The organism is Streptomyces sp. NPDC030798 (assembly GCF_055572275.1).
Map to the genome: position 1 here is coordinate 234,048 of NZ_JBVIDR010000004.1, position 19,190 is coordinate 253,237.

General features: G+C 74.0%; 14 protein-coding genes. 13 read left to right on the forward strand and 1 reads right to left on the reverse strand.

The genetic code is table 11. From position 1 onward, the window contains the following. The first annotated feature begins 72 nt into the window (after window positions 1–72). From ACZ404_RS11745 to ACZ404_RS11805, 13 genes are all read left to right on the forward strand, one after another. Complete coding sequence (locus tag ACZ404_RS11745; protein WP_468438548.1) at window positions 73–1,074, forward strand: carbohydrate ABC transporter permease; 1,002 nt, start codon at window positions 73–75, stop codon at window positions 1,072–1,074. Beyond that, complete coding sequence (locus tag ACZ404_RS11750; RefSeq protein ID WP_468438550.1) at window positions 1,071–1,901, forward strand: carbohydrate ABC transporter permease; 831 nt, start codon at window positions 1,071–1,073, stop codon at window positions 1,899–1,901. The genes ACZ404_RS11745 and ACZ404_RS11750 overlap by 4 nt, the downstream gene beginning before the upstream one ends. Before the next feature lie 8 nt (window positions 1,902–1,909). Continuing rightward, window positions 1,910–3,397, forward strand: coding sequence for a glycoside hydrolase family 3 protein (locus ACZ404_RS11755; protein WP_468438552.1), 1,488 nt, complete (start codon window positions 1,910–1,912; stop codon window positions 3,395–3,397). Window positions 3,398–3,584: 187 nt separating this feature from the next. Beyond that, on the forward strand, window positions 3,585–4,619 hold the full coding sequence (locus tag ACZ404_RS11760; RefSeq protein ID WP_468438554.1) for a phytanoyl-CoA dioxygenase family protein: 1,035 nt from the start codon (window positions 3,585–3,587) through the stop codon (window positions 4,617–4,619). Further along, window positions 4,616–5,905, forward strand: a complete 1,290-nt coding sequence (locus ACZ404_RS11765) for a DUF6271 family protein (protein WP_468438556.1) — start codon at window positions 4,616–4,618, stop codon at window positions 5,903–5,905. The genes ACZ404_RS11760 and ACZ404_RS11765 overlap by 4 nt, the downstream gene beginning before the upstream one ends. After that, a complete protein-coding gene (locus tag ACZ404_RS11770) occupies window positions 5,902–7,092 on the forward strand; it encodes a type III PLP-dependent enzyme (protein WP_468438558.1) in 1,191 nt (396 codons plus the stop codon). The genes ACZ404_RS11765 and ACZ404_RS11770 overlap by 4 nt, the downstream gene beginning before the upstream one ends. A 1-nt stretch (window position 7,093) precedes the next feature. Beyond that, the gene (locus tag ACZ404_RS11775) at window positions 7,094–7,597 is read left to right on the forward strand and encodes a GNAT family N-acetyltransferase (RefSeq protein WP_468438560.1); all 504 of its coding nucleotides are present in this window, start codon (window positions 7,094–7,096) and stop codon (window positions 7,595–7,597) included. A gap of 2 nt (window positions 7,598–7,599) precedes the next feature. Next, window positions 7,600–8,775 carry an MFS transporter gene (locus ACZ404_RS11780; protein WP_468438562.1) on the forward strand — a complete coding sequence of 392 codons (1,176 nt, stop codon included), beginning with the start codon at window positions 7,600–7,602 and terminating at the stop codon, window positions 8,773–8,775. Between the two features lie 314 nt (window positions 8,776–9,089). Beyond that, the gene (locus ACZ404_RS11785; protein ID WP_468438564.1) at window positions 9,090–10,217 is read left to right on the forward strand and encodes a hypothetical protein; all 1,128 of its coding nucleotides are present in this window, start codon (window positions 9,090–9,092) and stop codon (window positions 10,215–10,217) included. Between the two features lie 86 nt (window positions 10,218–10,303). Further along, a complete protein-coding gene (locus ACZ404_RS11790; RefSeq protein WP_468438566.1) occupies window positions 10,304–12,292 on the forward strand; it encodes a hypothetical protein in 1,989 nt (662 codons plus the stop codon). Next, window positions 12,289–13,581 carry a hypothetical protein gene (locus tag ACZ404_RS11795; protein ID WP_468438568.1) on the forward strand — a complete coding sequence of 431 codons (1,293 nt, stop codon included), beginning with the start codon at window positions 12,289–12,291 and terminating at the stop codon, window positions 13,579–13,581. The genes ACZ404_RS11790 and ACZ404_RS11795 overlap by 4 nt, the downstream gene beginning before the upstream one ends. After that, window positions 13,578–15,617 (forward strand): vWA domain-containing protein, encoded by a 2,040-nt coding sequence (locus ACZ404_RS11800; RefSeq protein ID WP_468438570.1) that lies wholly within the window; start codon window positions 13,578–13,580, stop codon window positions 15,615–15,617. Before ACZ404_RS11795 ends, ACZ404_RS11800 begins: the two co-directional genes overlap by 4 nt. Further along, window positions 15,614–17,476, forward strand: coding sequence for a serine/threonine protein kinase (locus ACZ404_RS11805; protein ID WP_468438572.1), 1,863 nt, complete (start codon window positions 15,614–15,616; stop codon window positions 17,474–17,476). The genes ACZ404_RS11800 and ACZ404_RS11805 overlap by 4 nt, the downstream gene beginning before the upstream one ends. A 30-nt stretch (window positions 17,477–17,506) precedes the next feature. On the opposite strand, the gene ACZ404_RS11810 is transcribed toward ACZ404_RS11805, so the two are convergent. Further along, the gene (locus tag ACZ404_RS11810; protein ID WP_468438574.1) at window positions 17,507–19,036 is read right to left on the reverse strand and encodes a helix-turn-helix domain-containing protein; all 1,530 of its coding nucleotides are present in this window, start codon (window positions 19,034–19,036) and stop codon (window positions 17,507–17,509) included. Window positions 19,037–19,190 lie beyond the last annotated feature (154 nt).

A 19,190-nucleotide genomic window follows, 5' to 3' on the forward strand; every position in this document is an offset into this window, starting at 1 on the left:
CGGCGGACGCCCCCGGCTCAGTCGTTCGTACGGCCCCTACGGCCGGTACCGCCACGGAAGAGATGGCAACTCATGTCAGTGCAGACCGAAGGCACGGACACGGCCGGGGAGCCCGCTGTCCACAAGGCCCGGGTGCCGGCGCCGCCGAGGGGTGAGGACCGCGGGCCCGGACCCTCGCCCGCCCGCCGCGCCGCCGCCGCTCCCTATCTGCTCCTGCTGCCCGCGCTGCTGGCCACCCTGGTCCTGCTCGGCTGGCCGCTGGTGAAGAACGGCATGCTGTCGTTCCAGAACCTCAACCCCCGGCAGCTCATCCAGCACCTCACCGAGTGGAACGGCATCGACAACTACCGCGAAGTCCTCAGCGGTTCGGACTTCTGGCACGTCGTCGAGCGCTCGGTAATCTTCACCGCCGCCAACGTCGTCCTGATCATGCTGTCCGGCACCCTGATCGGCCTGCTGCTGGCCCGCCTCGGCCGGAAGATGCGGCTGCTGCTCATGCTGGGCCTCGTCCTCGCCTGGGCCATGCCCGTCATCGCGGCGACCACCGTCTACCAGTGGCTGTTCGCCCAGCGCTTCGGTGTCGTCAACTGGGTCCTGGACAAGCTCGGGTGGCACTCCATGGCCGACTACAACTGGTTCGGCTCCCAGTTCTCCACCTTCTCCGTGATCACCCTGCTGATCGTCTGGCAGTCGATCCCGTTCGTGGCGATCAACCTGTACGCCGCCACCACCACGATCCCCCGGGAGCTGTACGAGGCCGCGTCGCTCGACGGCGCCGGTGCCTGGAAGAGCTTCACCTCGGTCACCTTCCCGTTCCTGCGGCCCTTCCTGTACGCCACGACGTTCCTCGAGGTCATCTGGGTGTTCAAGGCGTTCCCGCAGATCTTCGCCCTGAACGAGGGCGGCCCCGACCACCTCACCGAGACGCTGCCGATCTACGCCTTCGTCGAGGGCGTCGGCAACCAGCACTTCGGCGTGGGTGCGGCGATCTCCTTCCTGACGATCCTGGTGCTGCTCGTCATCACCTCGTACTACCTGCGCATGGTGCTCAAGCAAGAGGAGGACGAGCTGTGAAGCGCTCCGTCTTCGGCCGTATCTGGCCCAACGCGACCGCCCTCGTCCTCTTCGTCGGCTTCGCGTTCCCCGTCTACTGGATGTTCGCCACGGCCCTCAAACCGACCGGCGACATCATCTCCGAGAACCCGGTGTGGTTCCCGGCCCACGTCACCTTCGGCCACTTCGGCAAGGCCGTGCACGCCGACCACTTCTGGACCCTGGTCGCCAACTCCGTCACCGTCACGGTCAGCGCGGTGCTGCTGTCGCTCGTCATCGCCCTGTTCGCCGCCTTCGCGCTGGCACGGATGCGGTTCAAGGGCCGGCGCGGCTTCATCGTGACCTTCATGCTGGCGCAGATGGCGCCCTGGGAGGTCATGGTCATCGCCATCTACATGCTGGTCCGCGACAACGACATGCTCGACAGCCTGGTCCCGCTCACCGTCTTCTACGCGATCATGGTGCTGCCGCTGACCATCCTGACGCTGCGCGGCTATGTGGCCGCCGTGCCCAAGGAGCTGGAGGAGTCCGCGATGGTCGACGGCTGCACCCGCCCCCAGGCCTTCGCCAAGGTGATCTTCCCGCTGCTGGCGCCCGGCCTGATGGCCACCTCGCTGTTCGGGTTCATCACCGCCTGGAACGAGTTCCCGCTGGTCCTGATCCTCAACAAGGACATCGAGAAGCAGACCCTGCCGCTGTGGCTGTCGCAGTTCCAGACCGCCTTCGGCGACGACTGGGGTGCCACGATGGCCGCCTCGTCCCTGTTCGCGCTGCCCATCCTGATCCTCTTCATCTTCCTGCAACGCAAGGCTGTCAGCGGGCTGACCGACGGCGCCGTGAAGGGATGACACCGCCGATGACCACACTTGCCACGGGCGCAGACACCCTCACCCGCGACGCCCTCGCGGTGCTGCAGCCGGGGTTCGACGGCACCACCGCGCCGGACTGGGTGCGCCGCCGTGTCGGCGAGGGTCTCGCCTCCGTCGCCCTGTTCGGCCGCAACGTCGTCAGCGAGGAGCAGGTCACCGCCCTGACCGCCGAGTTGCGCGCCGAGCGGGACGATCTGCTGGTGGCCATCGACGAGGAGAGCGGCGACGTCACCCGGCTGGACGTGCGCACCGGCTCGTCCTTCCCCGGCAACCACGCCCTCGGCGCCGTCGACGACCCCGGCCTCACCCGGGGCGTGGCCCGCGAGCTGGGCCGGCGCCTGGCGGCGTGCGGCGTCAACTTCGACTGGGCGCCCTCCGCCGACGTCAACGCCAACCCCGACAACCCCGTCATCGGCGTGCGCGCCTTCGGCGCCGACCCCGCCCTGGTCGCCCGGCACACCGCCGCCTGGGTCGAGGGGCTGCAGTCCACCGGTGTCGCCGCGTGCACCAAGCACTTCCCGGGTCACGGCGACACCAACGTCGACTCCCACCACGCCGTGCCGCGCATCGACGTCGACGCCGACACCCTCCACGCGCGCGAACTGCCGCCGTTCCGCGCCGCCATCGCGGCCGGCACCCGGGCCGTCATGAGCGCGCACATCCTGGTCCCCGCCCTCGACCCGGACCGCCCAGGCACCCTCTCCCGCCGCGTCCTCACCGACCTGCTGCGCGGTGAGCTCGGCTACCAGGGCCTGATCGTGACCGACGGCATGGAGATGCGCGCGATCTCCGCCACCTACGGCCTGGAGCACGGCGTCGTCCTCGCGATCGCCGCGGGCGCCGACGCGATCTGCGTGGGCGGCGGCCTGTGCGACGAGGCCACCGTGCTCAGCCTGCGGGACGCACTGGTGGCCGCCGTGCGCTCCGGCGAGCTGCCCGAGGAGCGCCTGGCCGACGCCGCCGCCCGGGTGCGGCAGCTGGCGCGCTGGACCACCGGGGCGCGAAGCGGCGCCGGGGGCGCCGTACCGGAGCCGGAGATCGGCCTGGTCGCGGCCCGCCGCGCGCTGACCGTGACCCGGGCCGGGGTCCGAGCGCCGCTCACGGAGCCGGTCCACGTGGCCCGGTTCAGCCCGGCGCCGAACATCGCCGTCGGCGACGAGACCCCCTGGGGCCCGGCCGCCGAGCTGACGCGGCTGCTGCCCGGCACCACGGCCGGCACCTTCAGCGGCCCCGACGCGGGCCGGGACGCCCTCGCGGCCGCCGACGGCCGGCGGATCGTCGCCGTGGTCCGCGACGAGCACCGGCACGCCTGGATGGGCGCCGCCCTGGACACCCTGCTCGCTGCCCGCCCGGACACCGTGGTCGTCGAGATGGGCGTCCCGCAGGCCCCGCCGCGCGGCGCCCTGCACATCGCCACCCACGGCGCCGCCCGCGTCTGCGGCGTGGCGGCGGCGGAGGCCGTCGTCGCGGGCTGAACCGCGCGCACGCGAAGGCCGGCACCGGAGCACTCGGTGCCGGCCTTCGCGTTGCCCGACGACCGGCATCCGGGCGGCAGTCGACCGGCATTTCCCGAGGGGTACCGCCCGGTAGTCGTTGACACCCGCAATTGGTCTAGTCCAGCTTGAGGGGGCGCCACCGTTCGACCACCACGGAAGTGACGGCATGCACCAGACCGCCCCCTACCTCCACCGAGCGGCCTCCGCCCGCCCCTACTTCAGCGCCGACGGCGAGACCTACCTCGCCCCGACCCCGCTGCGCGACCTGGAGAAGACCCGGCCCCTGCGGGTGCTGTCCGAGGAGGACTTCGCCCACTGGCAGACCTACGGCCACGTCGTCCTCCGCGAGGCCGTCACCCCCGGCGAGGCCAAGAGCCTGCTGGAGTTCGCCTGGGACTTCACCGGCCTCGACCCCGACCGCCCCGACACCTGGTACGAGGAGCCGGAGTTCCGCTCCGAACTCGACCGGCACCTGTACATCTACGGCTTCGTGGAGGCCTACCACCACCAACTGCTGTGGGACAGCCGCCAGAGCCGACGCGTGTACGACGCCTTCGCCGACGTGTGGGACTGCGCGGAGCTGTGGGTCACCCTGGACCGGCTCAACCTCAACCCGCCCAACGTCCGCACCCGTTCCCGCTCCCTGATCGACCCCTCCGACGAGGGCTTCGACATCGAGCTGCACTGGGACGTCGACACCACCCTGGCCGTGCTCCCGCAGCGCGTCCAGGGCATCCTCGCCCTCACCGACACCCGGCCCGAACTCGGCGGCTTCCAGTGCGCCCCCGAGCTGTTCCGCCGCTTCGAGCAGTGGCGCGTCGCCCAGCCGGCCGGCCGCGACCCGGTCCGGCCCGCGATCGACCACGCCGAGTTCCCCGTGGTACGCCCCGACCTCCAAGCCGGCGACCTGCTCATCTTCAACGGGCTGCTGGCCCACGGCGTCGCCCCGAACCTCTCCGCGAGCGGCGTCCGGGCCGTGCAGTACCTGTCGATGATGCCCGCCCTGGAGGAGCACACGGCGCTGCGCGACTCCCGCGTCGACTCCTGGCGCACGCTCGCCACCCCCACCTGGAACGGCACCCTCCTGGGCGACGCCCGCGAGCCGGAGGCCGACCGCTACGGGCCGGCCACGCTCAACCCCCTCGGCAGACGACTGCTCGGCCTGGATCCCTGGACCACCGCCCCGGAAGGGGCACAGTGAACCGCATCTGCCTGTGCCTGCCCACCAACCGGGCCTGCGCCGCCACCCTCACCGCGATCCACGCGGAGGCCGCCCACGCCGCGAGCCGCTTCGGCGCCGACGTCCAGCTCCTGATCCTCGACTCCTCCGACGACCGCACCCGCGCCGGACACGCCCGGACCGTCGCCGCACTGCCCCCGGCACCCGGCGTCACCGTCCACCACCTCGACGAGACCGCCCAACAGGCCTTCCTGCGCCGCACCATCGAGCGCGCCGGACTGCCCGCCCCCGAGCGGCTCCTGCACCTGATGCTCCCGCCGGCCGTCTCCTACGGCGCCTGCACCAACCGCGCCTTCCTGCTCGCCACCGCCCTCGGCTGCTCCTCCGTCCACCGCAGGGACTCCGACAGCACCTACCAACTCCACGACGGTGCACCGGTGTTCCCCGTCCACCACGAACTGCCCTGGCTCGGCAGGACCGCCGCCGAGGCCGCCGGCGGAGGCCTGCGCGCCGACCTCGCCCCCGCGCTGCTGGACCGCCCGGTGTCCCTGGCCGGTGCCTCCTTCATCGGCGAACTCTCCGTCGACATCGGCGAGATACGGCGCCTGGACGAAGGCGTCTACCACGACGTGGCCGGCCTCTGGGCGCCGGGCGACTGGCCCGAGGACCGCAGACGCGCACTGGTCGAGGAGTCCTTCACCGGCGCCGGCACGACCCCGTTCACCGGCGACCGCGCGCTCCTCACCCGGGTCGACCCCCTGCGCGTCGACATGTGCAACATCGCCTTCGACCGCGCGGTCTACGAACGGATGCCCTTGCCGCCCGCCACCGACACCATCGGCAGCGACTACTTCCTGCTCCACCTGGTCCACGACGCCGGCCTGCCCGGCATCCTGCACAACCGCCACATAGAGAACTTCCACACCCCCGAACGCCGCACCGACACCGGCTTCCCGGCCTACCAGCGCCGGTTCGTGAAGTTCCTGCTGTCGATGCTCTACCTCCACGACGTGTACGACCGGATGGCGGCCGAGGGCGACCGGCTGCTGAACGACCGCCGGCAGGTGCGGACCGAACGGGTCGTGGAGTTCCTGCGCGAGAGCAGCGGCCTGGACCGCACCGAGAACCTCTGGCGCCTGGACCGCGTGGACACGGCCTACCGCAAACTGGGCGGCAGATACGCCGCGTTCGCGGACGAACTCGGCGCGGAGCGCGACCGGTTGCTGCACGAGGCCCCGGCCGACATCGAGGCCCATGCCGACCTGGCGGAGGCATGGCCCGCGCTGATCGAGGCGGCCCGCCCATGAGCGGCCCCCTCGGCACCCCTCTGGCCGGCGCGCTCGCCGCCGCCGGAACCGACCGCATCGTCTACGACCTCACCGGCATCGAATCCCAGTACGACCGGCTCACCGCCGAACTGCCCGGCGTACGGGTCCGCTTCGCGCTGAAGGCCTGCCCCGTCGACGAGGTGCTGCGCTGCCTCGCCGACCGGGGCGCCGGCTTCGACGCGGCGAGCCCCGCCGAGATCCGGCAGGCGCTGCGCACGGGCGTGCCCGCGGACCGCGTCCACTACGGCAACACCGTCAAGTCGGACGCGGACATCGCCGAGGCCCACCGGCTGGGCGTGCGCACCTTCGCCACCGACAGCCTCCAGGACGTCACCGCCCTCGCCCGGCACGCCCCCGGCGCCCGCGTGTTCTGCCGGCTCGCCACCAGCGGGGACGGCGCCCTGTGGGGCCTGAACCGCAAGTTCGGCTGCTCGGCCGGGGACGCCGTCCGCGTCCTCGCCACCGCCCGCGCCCGCGGCCTCACCCCGGCCGGCCTGTCCGTCCACGTCGGCTCCCAGCAGATGACCGGCGAAGCCTGGCGGCAGGCACTCGACTCGCTCGCCGAGGCCCTGACGGCGCTGGGCGGGCTGGGGATCGTACCGGACCACGTGAACCTCGGCGGCGGCCTGCCCGCGCTCGGCTACCTGGACCGCCACGGCCACCCCCTCGACCCGCCCCTCGACAAGATCCTCACCGTGATCCGCGAGGGCATGGAGCACCTGAGCGGCCTCACCACCGCCCCGCTCGCCTTCGTCATGGAACCGGGCCGCCACCTGGTCGCCGACCACGGCGCCGTCCGCGCCCACGTCGGCCGGCTCACCCTGCGGGCACAGCCGGACGGGACGCACGCCCGCTGGCTCTACCTGAGCGTGGGCCGCTTCAACGGCCTCTACGAAATGGACCAGGTGACCCACCGACTGGTCTTCCCCGGCCATCCGGACCTCGGGGGGTACGTCCCCGCGGTCGTCGCCGGCCCGACCTGCGACAGCGACGACGCCTACGGCGGCGGCCGGCACCCGCTGCCCGTCCCGCGCGCCGCCGCCTCCGGCGACCCGGTCTGGATCCTGTCCGCCGGCGCCTACGCCACCAGCTACACCACCCGGGGCTTCAACGGCATCCGCCCGCTGCCCTGCGTGTGCGTCCGCGCCCCCGAAGGAGACCACTGACATGACAGGCCTCGTACGCGCCCTCACCGAGGCCGACTGGCCCCGGGTCGCCGCTCTGGAGGCCGGAGCCTACGCGGGCACCGGGCTGGCGGAGGGCGAGGCCGCGCTGCGCACCCGGGCCGCGGCGGGCACCTGCTTCGTCCTCGACCTCGGCGGCCGCGTCGCGGGCTACGTCCTCGCCCTGCCGTACCCCATGTACCGCTACCCGGACCTGACCCGGCCCGAGCCGACGGCCCCCCACTCGGCCAACCTCCACCTGCACGACCTCGTCGTCGACGCGCCCCTGCGCCGCCGGGGCCTGGGCAGCGCACTGGCACGGCACCTGCGGGACGCGGCCGGCATGCGCGGCTTCCGGACGACCTCGCTGATCGCGGTCGCCGGCAAGGAGCCCTTCTGGCGGGCCAACGGCTACCGGGCGCACCGCGAGGCCCGGTTGCCGTCCGCCTACGGCCCGGGCGCCGTCTACATGTCGGCCCCGGTGGCCGCGCGCCGGAAGGCGGGCTGACGATGACGACCCCCGACCCCGCCGGATTCCGCCGCGCCCAGGGGGCGATCGCGGCGCTGTTCTGCTTCCTCGGCCTGCAGTACGCCACCTGGGCCGCCCGACTGCCCGCGCTGAAGGCCAGGCTGGACCTCGGCGCCGGCGAACTCGGTCTGCTGCTGATGGCCTGCGGCGCCGGCGCGGCGGCCTCGTTCCCGCTCGTCGCCGTGCTGATGCGGCGACTCGGCTCCCGCCGTCTGTCGCTCGCCGCCGCCCTGTGCCTGACCGCACTCCTGGCCGCGCTGGCGGTGGTGCCCGACTATCCGCTGGCCCTGCTGGTCCTGTGCGCGGACGGCGTCGCCGTGGGCTGTCTGAACGTCGCCATGAACGCGCAGGGCGCCGCACTGGAGCGGGCGTACGGCCGTACCGCCATGTCCCGGCTCCACGCGACCTTCAGCGCCGGACTGCTCGCCGCCGCCCTCCTGGCCTCCGGCGTCACCGCCGTCACCGCCTCCGTGCCGGCCCACTTCGCGGTGGCCGCCGTGCTCCTGCTCGGCCTGCTCGCCCACGCCCGCCGGGGTCTGCTGCCGCACCGGGAACCCGGGCCCGCGGACCCGCCCACGAAGCGGGCGCGGCTGACCCCGCCGTCCGGGAAGACCCTGCTGATGGGGTGCGCCATGGCGTTCGGCACCATCACCGAGGGCGCCATGAACGACTGGTCCACGCTCTACCTGAGGGACGCCGTCAAGGCCTCCGCCACGGTGGCGCCGCTGGGCATCGCGGTCGTCTCGGTCATGATGCTGCTGGCCCGCGTCCGCGCCGACGGCTGGCGCGCCCGCTGGGGCGACGGGCGCGTCGTGCGCATCGGCAGCGCCGTGGCCGGCCTCGGCCTCGCCCTCGCCCTGGCCGCCGGCGGAGTACCGGCCACCCTGCTGGGCTTCGCCTGCGTCGGACTGGGAGCGGCCGCCGTGACGCCGTGCGTGTACGTCGCCGCCGCCGAGCGCGGTTCGGACGCGCTGTCGCTGGTCGCCGCGATGGGTACGACGGGACTGCTGGCCGGCCCCGCCCTGATCGGCTTCGTCGCGGGCGCCGGCGGCCTGACCCTGGGCATGGCCACGGTGGCCGCCTCGGCCCTGATCGTCACCCTGACCGCCACCCGCATCCCGTGGCGCGCCCCCGTCGTCCCGGCCCCGGCAGCCTGACGGCCGCCCGCCCGCCGTTCCGTAAGGGAGACGGTACGGGGCGCGCATGGGGCAGGGGGCCCGTCGCGGTCATCGGCGCCGGGGCCGGCTGCCGGCGGTGCGGCAGGCGGGGGCGCAGGACCCGGGTCCACAGCAGCGCCAGCACGGCCGCGAGCGCGGCGAACGGCAGCTTGCATCGGCAAGTCCGCCGGCCCACCCCGCCGGGTTGCGCGGCCGTCACGCCTCCTGTACGACCTTGCCCAGGGGGAGCACGGCGGGCCTGACGCCGAGCGGTTCTCGTCCCCCTGCCGGGGTTTGACGCAAAGGAGCCGCGCGTGCCGCCCAGCGAGCCCGGAGCCGTCGTCGACGTGTCCAACGTCTGCTGGTCGCCCGAGATCGACCCGCTCGGTGTGAAACGCCCCCTCCTCGGCCGCCTCGACCTGCTCCGCGACGCCTGGCGCCGCAGCCGGGGCCCCGGCGCCCGGCTGACGCTCATCGCCGACGACTCCCTGCGCCGGCAACTCCCCGTCGGGGAACGGCCGCGCCTGGACGCCCTGGCGCGGGCCGGGGAGTTGAGGTTCGCGCCCACGGCCGACCCCGAACTCCTCTCCCTCGCCCGGGACTCCGAGCTGTACGTGATCAGCAGGGACCAGTTCATCGACCTCCGGCGCGCCCATCCGTGGATCCCGTCCGCGTCCGCGCGCTTCCTCGCCTGGCGCCAGGGGCCGGACGGCCTCCGCTTCGTGCGCAGCGGCGTCCGCGAGGTGCCCGAGCAGCGCAAGTCGCGTGCGGAGGAGGAGAAGGAACTCGTCCACGGCAGCGGCATCAACCCGCGGCGCGACGCCCACGCCCGCGTCCTGGAACAGGACTGGCGCTGCGTGTCGGCCTCGTGCTACCAGGCGATGCTCTGGCCCGACCGCCTGCTGCTCTGGCCGGCCATCGCCCGCCGCGACGGCAGCGCACGGTGCCCGTCCTGCGGCGCACGCCTCCAGGCGCGGGGTTCGCGGCCCCCGGTGCGCGTGGTGGTGGTGTCCGAGGCGTCGACGGACGCGGAGATCCTGCGCTTCCCGCTCGCCACGGAGACGTCCGTGCTCGTCGGCCGGGGCGCCCTGCCGCACGGGGTGAGCCTCGCCGCCCCCGACCTGCCCCACCCGGCGGCCACCGGCCGCATCAGCCGCAAGCACCTCCTGCTGTCGCTGTCCGGCCTCCACGGCGCCGGCAAGGGGGGCCGCCTCGCCGTCACCGACCTCGGCTCCAGCAACGGCACCGTCCTCGAGCCCTGCGGGAAGGGCGGCCGGACCCGGGAACTGGTCCCCGGCGAGGAGACGGTCATCGGCTCCGACGACGCACTCGTGCTCGCCGGGTCGGTGCGGCTCAGGCTGTCCGGCCGGCTGCACTTCCCCGGGGAGCGCGGGCTGCCTCCGGCATCGGGGACGGCCGCGGCCGCCACCGAGCTGATGTGACAGAGGCCTGTCGACTCCAGTCACCGCAGGGGTGTTTGACGTATGAACACTCCTCACGGCTCACCGGACTCGGATATCGTGACCAGGTGCTGGTAAGCCTGACTGTGGTGGGGGCGGCCCGCCAGTCCTTCACCAAGACGCTGGCCGTGACGGGCGCGGACGCCCAGGAGGTGGTGGCCTCCGCATGGCCGCCCGCGCCGCCGCCGGGCCTTGCCGCCCGTACCGAGGCGGACCCGCGCGGGCCGGGCCTCTTACGGGTGACCCTGGAGGGTCTCTGGCTCGGCACGCCCGCCGCACGCGACGAGGCCTGCGGGTATCTGCTGGCCCAGTTACGGGCGCTGGCCGATGCCGCCCAGCGGCTCGGCGGAATCCTGCACGCCCCGGGCGTCTCGCTCGGCCCCTCCTCGCCGCCCGCCGCGGGCGACCTGCACACCCTGTACGTCACCGACGCGGCGGAACAGGAAGTCCTCGTCAACCTCCTGCGCCGGTACAGCCCCGCCCTCATCGCGCTCTGCGGCCGGGGCGCGGTCGGGCCGCAGCCGGACCGGGTGGGGTCCCGCTGGCTGACGGACTCCCGCGAGCACCTCACCACGCGCTACCTCGCCTCCGCCGACCCCCGGCACCTGGAACACGTCCGCGCCGACATCCGGCGCCGCGACGGAATCGCCGACCTGACGCGCATGGACGTCGCCCCCGTGCCCGAGTCGGGCACGCGTCCCGCCGCCGTCCTCGTCCGCTGCATCGACGCCCAGCTCTCCGTGACCGACCTGCGTGCGCAGGCGGTGCTGCTGGCGGCCCTCGCGCTGTACGCCCGCCGCAAGGTGCGGGCGGGCAACCGGGAGGGCAACATTCCGCAGGCCACCCTGGAGAAGAACCGGGCCCGTGCCGTCACCCAGGGGCTGAGGGCCCGGTTCCTGCCCGAGGGCGACCGCGGGGCGAAGGCGACGGAGACCGTCCCGGCCCGGGAGAGTGTGCGCCGGCTCCTCGACGAACTGCTGCTGCCGCTCGGCCGGCTGGAGGCGAGCCCCGAGGAACTCGTCCCGCTGCTGGTGCCCGTCGAGGGGCCCGACACCGGGCTCCCGCCGAGTCGCAGCCAGGACCTCCTGACGGCGGCCGCGCGCCGCGGTCCCCACGAACTCGCCGCCACCGCCGAGCTGTTGCTCTTCGACTCCCGCCCGGGCGGCCTGCTCCTCGACTCGCTCCGCCGGGACGCCCCCGGCCGCGTCGAGCTGCTGCTCGGCTCCTGGACCCGCCGCCTGGCGCGGTCCGAGGAGAGCCGCCGCTCCGCCTCCGGCGGCCGCCGCCAGAACGGCAAGAACGGCAAGAACGGCGACAAGCCCGGTGGGAAGCCCGGCGGGAAGGCTCCTCAGGGCGGCTCCGACCGCGCCCGGGGTGCCGGCGGCACCGGCAGGCGCTCGGCCCGACCGGACCGCTCCGGCCGCCCCCAGCGGGGCAACCCCCACCGCTCCCGAAACGACCAGGACCGCACCCCACGCCCCAGCGACGACCCGGGTGCGGGCGGTGCTCCCGGCCGCGACGGCCGGCGGGCCTTCGGTGAGGGTGGTGCTTCCGGTCGCGATGGCCGGCGGGGCTTCGAGGAGGGTGGTGGTTCCGGTCGTGGCGCCCGGCGTGGCTCCGAGGGCGGGGGTGCCCCGGCTGGTGACGGCCGGCGGGGCTCCGGTGAGGGCGGTGCTTCCGGTCGCGACGGCCGGCGGGGCTTCGGTGAGGGTGGTGCTTCCGGTCGTGGCGCCCGGCGTGGCTCCGACGGCGGGGGTGCCCCGGCTGGTGACGGCCGGCGGGGTTCCGGTGAGGGTGGTGGTTCCGGGCGTGACGCCCGGCGTGGCTCCGACGGCGGGGGTGCCCCGGCTCGTGACGGCCGGCGTGACGGCGGTGGTTCCGGCCGTGGCTCCCGGCGCGGTCCCGGCAGCGATGGCGCCCCCTTCCGGGACCCTCAGCTCGGCTCCTCCGGCCGGGACGGCCGGCGCGGCTCCACCGACGGCCGGCGCGGGTGGGACCCCGGAGGCTCGGGTGGACAAGGACCCGGCTCGCCACGCAGCGGAATGAGTGACACGTGACCACAGCAGCGACCTTCACTCCCGACAGCCAGGTGGACGTCGTCCTCGACCTGCGCCACTGGCCCACCCCGACCGACGGCCAGGAGGCCCTCGTCGGCCTCTGGCAGCAACTGGAACCCGCTCTCCACGCCAAGCCGCTCGCCGCCGGTGCCGTCCACGTGTGGGAGTCCGACGCCGGGCGCATCACGGTGGAGATCGTGCGTGTCGACTCCCGGCTGGGACAGCCCGGCCCGGACACGCACTTCGCCATCGCCGCCGTACGCCAGCGCGCCGCACTGGTCTACCGGTGCGCCGTGTGCGAGCGCGGCAACCGGTCCGGCTACGGCTCCTTCCGCTGCCGCGGCTGCGCCGACGCCGGGCGCCCCGACCGGATCTGCGTCGAGCACGCCGTGGTCCTCGACGGAGCGCTGGTCCCCTCCTGTCCCGACCACCGGCCCGCGTGCCACGGCTGCGGCCGCGCCGCCGTGTTCTGGTGCGCCGGCCGTGACTGCAGGGCCACCGTGGCCTGGTGCGCCGAGCACCGCAAGCGGCACCCGCAGGACCCCGACACCGACTACTGCCCGGACTGCTACCGGCGCGCCTTCCCCGTCTGCGAGCAGCCCGGCTGCACCGCCGTGGGCACCGCGCACTGCGACTGGCTCGACCCCGCCGGGCGTGCCTGCGGCCGCTCCGCCTGCACCCGGCACGCCCGCCGCTGGCAGGTCTTCGGGTACGAGCGCGTCGGCATCGGCCTGTGCCAGGAACACCACCGGGTGCGCTCCCTGACCCCCGACGAGATCCTCTGGCAGATCTGCGGCACCGCCGGCCGCCGTCGTGGCCAGCGCATGCCGTCCCTCGCCGCCTTCGGACACAACCTGCGCACCGCCGGGCACACCGACCTCTCGGCCGACTACCCCTCGATCCGGGCCCGCCTCACCGGGCTGCACAACCGGCTGCGCTCCATGGCCCCCTCGCCCGCGCTGCGCGCCGTGGAGCGGGCCGGGACCGACTGGGACCGCCAGCTCGAGGAGCTGATGATCAACGTGGAGCAGGGCGAGCGGCTGCTCGAACGGCTCCGTGCGCTCGTACGGGAACAGGACGCCCGCTTCGGAGCCGAGATCGCGTCCGCCCTGTCCCTCGGCGAGTACAAACCCCCGCGTCCGCCGAAGTTCGGCGGTGGCCTGTGGGTGCGTCTGCCCGAGCACCTGATCGGCGCGTTCAAGGGCAGACAGCGGTCCCGCGTGGACAAGTACTCCGAAATCCTCGGTGTGATGGTCGACGTGCACGGCCGGAGGAGGACGTCCCGATGAGCCTGCCGATGCCCGGCCCCGACCGCCACCGGCTCCACCTCGTGCCCGCCGAGGGACCGCTGACCGGACAGCGCATCGGTGTCCCGGCGGCCAGTCTGCCCGCGCACACGGGACCCGACGGCGTACCCGCCCTGCTCACGACGAACCCCGCCGGCGAGCCGGTCTCCGCCGCCGTACGCCTCGTTCCGCTCGACGCGGTCCCGGACGGCGTCGTGGCGGTCAACGAGGACCTGGCGGCCGGGCTCGGGCTGGACGGGAACACCGAGGGCCGGGACTGGCGGCTGGACGCCGTACCGGTCGAGCCGGTGAAGTCGCTGACCCTGGAATCCTCCGTGGAGGCGCCGTTCGACGTGCTGGCCCGCGAGATCGGCGAAGCGGGCCTGCAGGGCACGCTGGTGTGGATCCCGCCGCAGGACACCGAACTCTGGATCGACGTCCCCGGCTCCGCCTCCTTCCGGGTCAGGGCACTCGAGGCGGGCGGCCGACGCGGCGTCCTCGTGGAGATCGGCGAGCGCACCGACGTGGAACTGTTCGTCTCCAGCGCCCGCAACGGGGTCGACATCGTCATCCTCGCCGACTGCTCCGGCTCGATGAGCGTCCCCGACATCCCCGAGTACAGCGAGGGCAGCGCCTACGGCGGCTCCTTCGGCCGGGGCGGCACCCGGGGCCGCCCGCGCATGGACGTCCTGCGCAGCGCCCTGACCGACCTGCTGGAGATGCGGCTGAGGATCAGCGGCCGCGTCTCCCGGCTGGCGATGCTGAAGTTCACCCACACCGTCGAGCACGTCTTCCCGCGGACCGGCGGCATGGCCGAACTCGACGCCGGCACCACCGGGCCCGCAGTGGAGGAGTTCCGCAACGCCGTGGCGCTGCTGCGCCCGGAGGACGCCGGCACGGACATCGGCAACGCCCTCCACGAGGCCGCCAACCTCCTCTACCTGCACGGCAAGCCGGGCAACGAGCGGCTCATCGTCCTGGTCAGCGACGGTGCGCACTGGACCCGCCGCGGCAACGACGGGGTCGGCGAGGTGGTGTTCGCCGACCGGGAGCCCGTCAGCCTGATGGAACACCTCCACCTCAACACCAAGGTGCGGCTGCACGCCGTGGGCGTCAGCACCATGGCGATGTACCGGCGGTGGATCGCCGCCGGCAACCGCGGCGGCGAGGTCTTCGAGCCCAACCACGAACTGCTCCAGCAGCTCGTCCGGGTCGGGGGCGGCGACGAGGCGGCCATCGGCGGGTTCGACGTGCTCGCCCGCTACTTCTCCGGCCTCGGCGCGGGCATGACCCGCCGGGTCTCCCTGGGCCGGCGCCCCCGTCCGGAGACCGCGCTGCCCCCGAGGCTCGCCGAGGAGTTGCGCCTGCTCGCCGAGCAGAGCCGCGTGCGCGCGGCCGGCGGGCCCGCCCACCAGCCCGGGGCGGACGGCCGGACCCTCGGCGACCGCCTCAGGGAGTCCACAGGCGTCGCCAACCGCGAGTCCCGGCGCGCGCTGGGCCGGCCCCTGTTCCAGGAGGGCCGGGTGATGACGGCCGTGAACCGGTCCGTCGTCACCCTGCACACCCGGCCGAGCCGCACCTTCGAACGGGACTTGGCCTCGTTCGCCCCCGCTCGCCCCGCCTCGGTCCCCCCGGCGCTCACCGCGCCGCTGGACACCCTCGACGCGCTGGTCGAGCAGCTCGGCGAGGCCCGGCAGGGCCCGGCCTGGGACACCGGGCGCCGCGCCGCATGGGTGCAGGAACTCGCGGCGGCGATGGACGCACTGGTGCGCGCGCTGGAGCCGCTGCCCGACGCGCCGGCCGCCGCCCCCGGTGGCCCGGCGACGGCCACGGCGCCCACGACCGGGGCGAACGGCCGGTACGACGCGCCGCCGGCTGCCACCCCGGCCTCGCCGGACGGCGGCTACGACCGCACCGACACGGGCCCCTACGCACCGGCAGCCCAGCCCGTCGCCGCGGGCCACACCCCGCCGGCCTCGGAACCGGAGGAGCAGCCCTCGGTCACGACACCCCTGTTCCGCTACCGGGGTGAGGAGTGAGCCAGGAGCGGCCCCGCTGGGAACCCGGCTGGCAGTGCGGCCCCCCGGAGCGGCCCGACGAGTACACCCTCGTCAGTCATCTGCACACCGGCGGCGAGGGCGAGGTCTGGCGTGCCTCCCGACGGCTGCGGGACGGGGACGAGAGCTACATCGCCCTGAAGATCCTCAAGGCGTCGGAGGAGGAAGTGCCCCCGGAACAGCGCGCTGTCTGGCGGGACCGCTGGGGCGACAGCGTGCACCGGCGGATCGGACTCGACATACCCGGCCTGGCCACCCCGTACAACTACTTCGTGGGCCCGGTGCCGCGCCCGCCGCACCAGCGGCCGTCCGGCGCCGAGATCGTCTACCTGCTCTCCCCGTGGTACGACGGCACGCCCGCCGATCTGTGGGCCAGGGCCTCGCCGGCCGACGCGGTCGAACGGGCCCGCGTGCTGCGGGCGTTGTGCGTGATCGTCGACCGGCTGCACGACCTCGGCTACGTCCACCGGGACATCTCCGGCGGCAACGTCCTGGTCACCGACGAGGGACAGGTCCGGCTGATCGACATCACGTTCCTGGCCCCGCTCGAGCGGACCCTGACCCAGACCCCGCACACTCCCGGCTACGCCCCGGCCGTCGAGGAGCGCACGAGCAGGCGCCCCGACCCGGCCCGGGACCGTTTCTCGGTGGGCGCCGTGGCCCGCGCCCTGCTGCTGCCGCACCTCGGCCGCCTCGGCGACCACGACGCGGCCCGCACGACACACCGCCAACTCCTCGCTCACGGCTACTCGTCGGAGGTCGCGGACTGCCTGGTCCGGGCCCTCGACCCCGACCCGGCCCGGCGCCCCGCCCCGTTGACCGCCTGGGCCGAGGAGCTGCGCGACCTGCTGACCGCCGACCGGGACGCCCCGCACACCTGCCTCGACGCCCTGCCCCAGGGGGTGGGTCACCCCCTGGTGGTGACCGGCGGCCGTTCCGGAATCCACTGGTACGCCCCGCCCGGTCACTCCCGGCACCCTCCGCCCGTCGCCCCCGGCGCCCCGCGAGGCGTACGCGATCTCGCCTGCCTGTCCGGCCCGTTCGGCGGTGACGGCCCGGCCGTCGCCGCGATCGACACACGCGGCGCTCTCTGGCTGGGCACGGCTGCCCGCTGGCGCGAGGTGGCCTGGGAGGTCCGCAGCGTCGTGGCCCTGAACACACCCGGGGCGTCCACGCTGCTGTGGGCAGGACACGCCTCGGGCGTCCACCTGTACCGGCCCCGACCGGCATCGGACCCGGGCCCGGAGCAGATGCCGGAGCCGCTGTCGACGCCGACCGGGGCCCCGACGGAGGTCCTGGCGGCGTCCCGCGACCGCGACGGCCACCCCTGCCTGCTGGTCGGGCTCCCGGGCCGGGTGGAGCTGTGGACCTGGCCGGGCCCGCCGCACGGCCTGCCCGACCGCCGCCCGGTCGGCACCGGCCCGGCGACCCGCGCCGCTCTGGCCCTCAACGTCTGGGGCGAGCTGGAGGCCGCCCTGGTCCGCCCGGACGGCAGCCGGGAACTGTGGTGCGACCACTTCGCCGACGGCTGGCTCCGCATGGAGCGGTCACGCCCGGCCGACCCCGCCACGACCGACGTCGCCCTCCTCGGCGACCGCCGGCTGAACGCCCAGGCCACCGCGTCGCAGGAGGGCCTCACCATCACCCTCACCACCTCCACCGACTCCACCACCTGGCACATCGACGACCCCGCCCACCAGGTGCGCCTCCTGCGCACCCCCGACGGCCGGCTCCTCGCCACCTACCTCACCGACGAGGGCCCCCGAACGGTGTGGGAGGAGTGGACGGGCATGCGGGGCCCGGTGCAGGGGCTCCACCGCCTCGAGACCGGCTCCGCCTGAGACCCTCGCCGGGTCGTTCCGGCGCCTGGCTCAGATGTCCCGGAAGATCTCGATCTGTGCCCCGATCGAGTTCAGCCGTTCCGCCAGGTCCTCGTAACCCCGGTTGATGACGTACACGTTGCGCAGGACCGACGTGCCCTCGGCGGCCATCATGGCCAGGAGGACGACCACGGCGGGGCGCAGGGCGGGCGGGCACATCATCTCGGCGGCGCGCCAGCGGGTGGGGCCCTCGACCAGGACGCGGTGGGGGTCGAGCAACTGCAGGCGGCCGCCGAGGCGGTTGAGGTCGGTCAGGTAGATCGCGCGGTTGTCGTAGACCCAGTCGTGGATCAGGGTCTGGCCGGAGGCCACCGCCGCGATGGCCGCGAAGAACGGGACGTTGTCGATGTTCAGGCCCGGGAACGGCATGGGGTGGATCTTGTCGATCGGGGCCTCGAGCTTGGAGGGGCGCACGGTGAGGTCGACCAGCCGGGTGCGGCCGTTGTCCGCGAAGTACTCGGGCGACCGGTCGTGGTCGAGACCCATCTCCTCCAGGACCGCCAGCTCGATCTCCAGGAACTCGATGGGGACGCGCCGCACGGTCAGTTCCGACTCCGTCACCACGGCGGCGGCCAGCAGGCTCATCGCCTCGACCGGGTCCTCGGAGGGGGAGTAGTCGACGTCGACGTCGATGTTCGGCACGCCGTGCACGGTGAGGGTGGTGGTGCCGATGCCCTCCACCTTCACGCCCAGCGCCTCCAGGAAGAAGCACAGGTCCTGGACCATGTAGTTGGAGGAGGCGTTGCGGATGACCGTCACGCCGTCGTGCCGGGCGGCGGCCAGCAGCGCGTTCTCGGTCACCGTGTCGCCGCGCTCGGTCAGCACGATCGGGCGGTCGGGGCGGACCGCGCGGTCCACCTGCGCGTGGTACTGGCCCTCGGTGGCCGCGATGTCCAGGCCGAACCGGCGCAACGCGATCATGTGCGGCTCGATGGTCCGCGTGCCGAGGTCGCAGCCGCCGGCGTACGGCAGTTTGAAGCGGTCCATCCGGTGCAGCAGCGGGCCGAGGAACATGATGATCGAGCGGGTGCGCACGGCGGCGTCCGCGTCGATCGCCGCCATCTCCAGTTCGGCCGGCGGGACGAGTTCCAGGTCGACGCCGTCGTTGATCCAGCGGGTGCGCACGCCGATGGAGCCCAGCACCTCCAGCAGGCGGTACACCTCCTCGATCCGGGCCACCCGGCGCAGTACCGTGCGCCCCTTGTTCAGCAGCGAGGCGCACAGCAGGGCCACGCAGGCGTTCTTGCTCGTCTTGACGTCGATGGCACCGGAGAGCCGGCGGCCGCCGACCACCCGCAGATGCATCGGCCCCGCGTAGCCCAGCGACACGATCTCGCTGTCCAGGGCCTCACCGATTCGGGCGATCATCTCAAGGCTGATGTTCTGGTTCCCGCGCTCGATGCGGTTGACCGCGCTCTGGCTGGTGCCGAGCGCCTCCGCGAGCTGCGCCTGTGTCCAGCCGCGGTGTTGCCGGGCGTCACGGATGAGCTTGCCGATGCGTACGAGGTAGTCGTCTGCCATGAGCCTGAGGTTATCTCAGATATGAGATGGCGCCTGTTGAGGGGTCCGTTCGGGTGATGAGGTGTCAGTGACCAGCGAAAACGGGGGCGATGAGGGGACGGTGGCGATGTGGGCGATTGGTGCGGATTGTCGCCCGATGGGGCAGTGGCGGGCC

What these genes read in the sequence shown, in the direction of transcription:
- ACZ404_RS11745 (WP_468438548.1), top strand. Translation starts at nt 73, where the DNA reads ATGTCAGTGCAGACCGAAGGCACGGACACGGCCGGGGAGCCCGCTGTC.
- ACZ404_RS11755 (WP_468438552.1), top strand. Translation starts at nt 1,910, where the DNA reads ATGACCACACTTGCCACGGGCGCAGACACCCTCACCCGCGACGCCCTC.
- ACZ404_RS11760 (WP_468438554.1), top strand. Translation starts at nt 3,585, where the DNA reads ATGCACCAGACCGCCCCCTACCTCCACCGAGCGGCCTCCGCCCGCCCC.
- ACZ404_RS11770 (WP_468438558.1), top strand. Translation starts at nt 5,902, where the DNA reads ATGAGCGGCCCCCTCGGCACCCCTCTGGCCGGCGCGCTCGCCGCCGCC.
- ACZ404_RS11775 (WP_468438560.1), top strand. Translation starts at nt 7,094, where the DNA reads ATGACAGGCCTCGTACGCGCCCTCACCGAGGCCGACTGGCCCCGGGTC.
- ACZ404_RS11780 (WP_468438562.1), top strand. Translation starts at nt 7,600, where the DNA reads ATGACGACCCCCGACCCCGCCGGATTCCGCCGCGCCCAGGGGGCGATC.
- ACZ404_RS11800 (WP_468438570.1), top strand. Translation starts at nt 13,578, where the DNA reads ATGAGCCTGCCGATGCCCGGCCCCGACCGCCACCGGCTCCACCTCGTG.
- ACZ404_RS11810 (WP_468438574.1), bottom strand. Translation starts at nt 19,036, where the DNA reads ATGGCAGACGACTACCTCGTACGCATCGGCAAGCTCATCCGTGACGCC.